Source organism: Citrobacter sp. Cb041, assembly GCF_030336655.1.
GTDB classification, from domain to species: Bacteria; Pseudomonadota; Gammaproteobacteria; order Enterobacterales; family Enterobacteriaceae; genus Citrobacter; species Citrobacter braakii.
The window spans coordinates 1-3873 of record NZ_JAOWDD010000010.1; the positions used below are offsets into that span (position 1 = coordinate 1).

Here is a 3873-nt window from a genome sequence, read left to right on the forward strand (position 1 = left end):
AGCTGGATAGAGTACTCGGCTACGAACCGAGCGGTCGGAGGTTCGAATCCTCCCGGATGCACCATCTTCTCCGAGATAACTCCCGGATGCACCATCTTCTCTCCTTTGAATCATTTCCACATACTCCCGGAACACCCCTTAATTCGCTGTCAGCGACAAAATCAATCAATTACGATAAAATAACGTCTGGTCATTCGGCTTGTGAGAAGACGATGTACGAACGTTATGCGGGTTTGATTTTTGATATGGATGGCACCATCCTGGATACCGAGCCAACGCACCGTAAGGCGTGGCATGAGGTATTGGGGCATTATGGGTTACGTTTTGATGAACAAGCCATGGTCGCCCTCAATGGCTCCCCAACGTGGCGTATTGCCCAGTCGGTAATTGAATTGAATCATGCCGATCTTGACCCTCATGCATTGGCGCGTGAAAAAACCGACAAGGTGAGAAGCATGCTGCTGGATAGCGTCCAGCCTTTGCCATTGGTTGACGTCGTGAAAGCCTGGCATGGTCGTCGTCCTATGTCGGTAGGTACGGGGAGTGAAAGCGCGATTGCGGAAGCTCTGCTCGCACACCTTGGGCTGCGTCGCTATTTTGATGCTGTTGTCGCAGCCGATCACGTACAACACCATAAACCTGCTCCTGATACGTTTTTGCTCTGTGCCGAACGTATGGGTGTTGCTCCGGCGCGCTGTGTCGTATTTGAAGATGCCGATTTTGGACTGCAGGCGGCGCGTGCCGCAGGAATGGACGCGGTGGATGTCCGGTTATTGTGAGTGATGGACTATCGCTCCTGTCACTGTTTGCCAGCAGTTTTCTCAGCGCTACGCTATTACCCGGCAATTCTGAAGTTGTTTTAGTTGCTTTGCTGGTCTCTGGGATAAGTCATCCCTGGGTCTTAGTCTTAACAGCAACAATGGGTAATAGCCTTGGAGGGTTAACTAACGTTATCCTTGGGCGTTTCTTTCCATTGCGTAAAACATCGCGCTGGCAAGAAAAAGCCACTGGCTGGCTGCGGCGCTATGGCGCTGTCACACTATTATTAAGCTGGATGCCGGTTGTGGGTGATTTACTGTGCCTGTTAGCTGGATGGATGCGCATCTCGTGGGGTCCAGTACTTTTTTTCTTATGCCTTGGCAAGGCGCTGCGCTATGTAGTTGTCGCAGCGGTTACGACGCAAGGCATTATGTGGTGGCACTAATTGTGTTGTGAGATAGCCTTCAGGGTAACCAATACCATTATGCTAATTAAAACGATTTTGACAGGCGGGAGGTCAATTTGATCCCGGACGTATCACAGGCGCTGGCCTGGCTGGAAAACCATCCTCAGGCGTTAAAGGGGATTCAACGTGGGCTGGAGCGCGAAACGCTGCGCGTTAATGCAGATGGGTCATTAGCAACGACAGGCCATCCTGAGGTGTTAGGCTCAGCGCTAACGCATAAATGGATAACCACTGACTTTGCCGAAGCGCTGCTGGAGTTTATTACGCCTCCAGGCGACGACATTGAGAACATGCTCACGTTCATGCGCGACCTGCATCGGTATACCGCCAGGAATCTGGGCGACGAGCGTATGTGGCCGTTGAGCATGCCTTGCTATATTGCCGAAGGCCAGGATATCGAACTGGCACAGTACGGTACGTCGAATACCGGTCGTCTGAAAACGCTGTACCGTGAAGGCCTCAAAAACCGTTACGGCGCGTTGATGCAGACTATCTCCGGCGTACACTACAATTTCTCATTGCCGATGGCTTTCTGGCAGGCGAAATGTGGCGTAACGGACGGCGAAGATGCTAAAGAGAAGATCTCCGCGGGTTACTTCCGTCTGATCCGCAACTACTACCGTTTTGGTTGGGTGATCCCGTATCTGTTTGGCGCCTCTCCGGCCATTTGTTCCTCTTTCCTGCAAGGAAAACCGACAACCCTGCCGTTTGAAAAAACCGACTGTGGGATGTATTACCTGCCGTATGCGACGTCACTGCGCCTGAGTGATTTGGGCTATACCAATAAGTCGCAAAGCAATCTCGGAATTACGTTTAACGATTTGCATGAGTATGTGGCAGGATTAAAGCGCGCGATTAAAACCCCTTCCGAGGAGTACGCGGCGATCGGTCTGGAGAAGGACGGTAAGCGTCTGCAAATCAACAGCAACGTTCTGCAGATTGAAAATGAGCTGTATGCGCCTATTCGCCCGAAACGCGTCACTCGTCGTGGCGAAACGCCTTCTGACGCGCTTCTGCGTGGCGGTATTGAGTACATCGAAGTTCGCTCACTGGATATCAACCCGTTCTCACCGATCGGCGTGGACGAGCAGCAGGTGCGTTTCCTCGATCTGTTTATGGTCTGGTGTGCGCTGGCCGATGCCCCGGAAATGAGCAGCGATGAATTGCTGTGTACGCGTAAAAACTGGAATCGTGTGATTCTCGAAGGTCGTAAGCCTGGGCTGACGTTAGGTATTGGCTGTGAAACAGCCCAGTTCCCGCTGCCTAAGGTAGGGAAAGATCTGTTCCGTGATCTGAAACGCGTGGCACAAACGCTGGACAGCATCGATGGGGGAGAGGAGTATCAAAAGGTCTGTGATGAACTGGTTGCCTGTTTTGACAACCCAGAACTGACTTTCTCTGCCCGCATCCTACGGTCTATGATTGATGAAGGCATTGGCGGCACGGGTAAAGCGCTGGGTGAGGCTTACCGAAATCTGCTGCGTGAAGAGCCGTTAGAAATATTGCAGGAAGCGGAATTTATTGCTGAAACCGAGGCTTCAAAGCGTCGTCAGCAGGAGATCGAAGCGGCTGATACTGAGCCGTTTAGCGTGTGGCTGGAAAAGCACGCTTGATACAAAAGAAAAAGGCCACTCGGGAGTGGCCAAAATTTCATCTCTGAAAACAGGGATGATGATAACAAATGCGCGTCTTTCATATACTCAGACTCGCCCCGGAACAAAGAGTTCAGATTATTTTCAAAAAATTTATCGGAGGTGGCTAAATGCCGTTGTTAGATAGTTTTACTGTCGATCACACCCGGATGGAAGCTCCCGCGGTCCGGGTTGCAAAAACGATGAACACCCCGCATGGCGACGCAATCACCGTGTTTGATCTGCGTTTCTGCATTCCGAACAAAGAAGTGATGCCTGAGAAAGGTATCCACACGCTGGAACACCTGTTTGCAGGTTTTATGCGTAACCATCTCAACGGCAACGGCGTGGAGATTATCGATATCTCTCCGATGGGATGCCGCACTGGCTTTTACATGAGCCTGATTGGTACGCCAGACGAGCAGCGTGTTGCCGACGCGTGGAAAGCGGCGATGGCGGACGTGCTGAAAGTGCAGGATCAAAACCAGATCCCGGAGCTGAACGTTTACCAGTGTGGCACGTATCAGATGCACTCTCTTAGCGAAGCACAGGATATCGCACGTCATATTCTGGAGCATGATGTACGCGTTAACAGCAATGAAGAGCTGGCGCTGCCGAAAGAGAAACTGCAGGAACTACATATTTAGTCATACTGATTAGTTGTTCCAGTATTTAAATTAACCTCGGCTTATAACCGGGGTTTTTTATTGTCCCTCTCCCCTAAACCACCTCCTTGGTAGGTAATGCCAGTCAGTTAAGCATTATGGAGAACATGTGATTTCGGCTCAGGGTTCCGTTCACCTCAGTGGCATCACTTTTCTGAAGCGCAGATACCCGTGAACGCGCAAGGGAGGCTCACCGCCGCCTCCTTTGCAACCCAGGCTCCCGGCGGGAAAATCGTCGCTGCGCGATTCATTCGTCTCATGCCGTCTGCCTGTCGGGTCGGGGCCGGGCCTGCGTCCCTGCAGGCCGCCCCCTCTGCCCGCATCCCTGCGGGCAGACCCGGTCAGCCGTCAA

The 3873-nt window shown here is 52.0% G+C and carries 4 protein-coding genes; all 4 read left to right on the top strand.

From position 1 onward, the window contains the following. Nucleotides 1–212 precede the first annotated feature (212 nt). The 4 genes from yqaB (at nt 213) to luxS (ending at nt 3503) form a co-directional block, all read left to right on the top strand. On the top strand, nt 213–779 hold the full coding sequence (gene yqaB, locus OGV52_RS00725) for a fructose-1-phosphate/6-phosphogluconate phosphatase (RefSeq protein ID WP_049270940.1): 567 nt from the start codon (nt 213–215) through the stop codon (nt 777–779). Then, nucleotides 776–1204, top strand: coding sequence for a YqaA family protein (locus OGV52_RS00730; protein WP_003839664.1), 429 nt, complete (start codon nt 776–778; stop codon nt 1202–1204). Before yqaB ends, OGV52_RS00730 begins: the two co-directional genes overlap by 4 nt. A gap of 77 nt (nt 1205–1281) precedes the next feature. After that, nucleotides 1282–2838, top strand: a complete 1557-nt coding sequence (gene gshA / locus OGV52_RS00735; RefSeq protein ID WP_131346649.1) for a glutamate--cysteine ligase — start codon at nt 1282–1284, stop codon at nt 2836–2838. 149 nt (nt 2839–2987) lie between these two features. Then, nucleotides 2988–3503, top strand: coding sequence for an S-ribosylhomocysteine lyase (luxS, locus tag OGV52_RS00740; protein WP_016154160.1), 516 nt, complete (start codon nt 2988–2990; stop codon nt 3501–3503). The last annotated feature ends 370 nt before the right edge of the window (nt 3504–3873 follow it).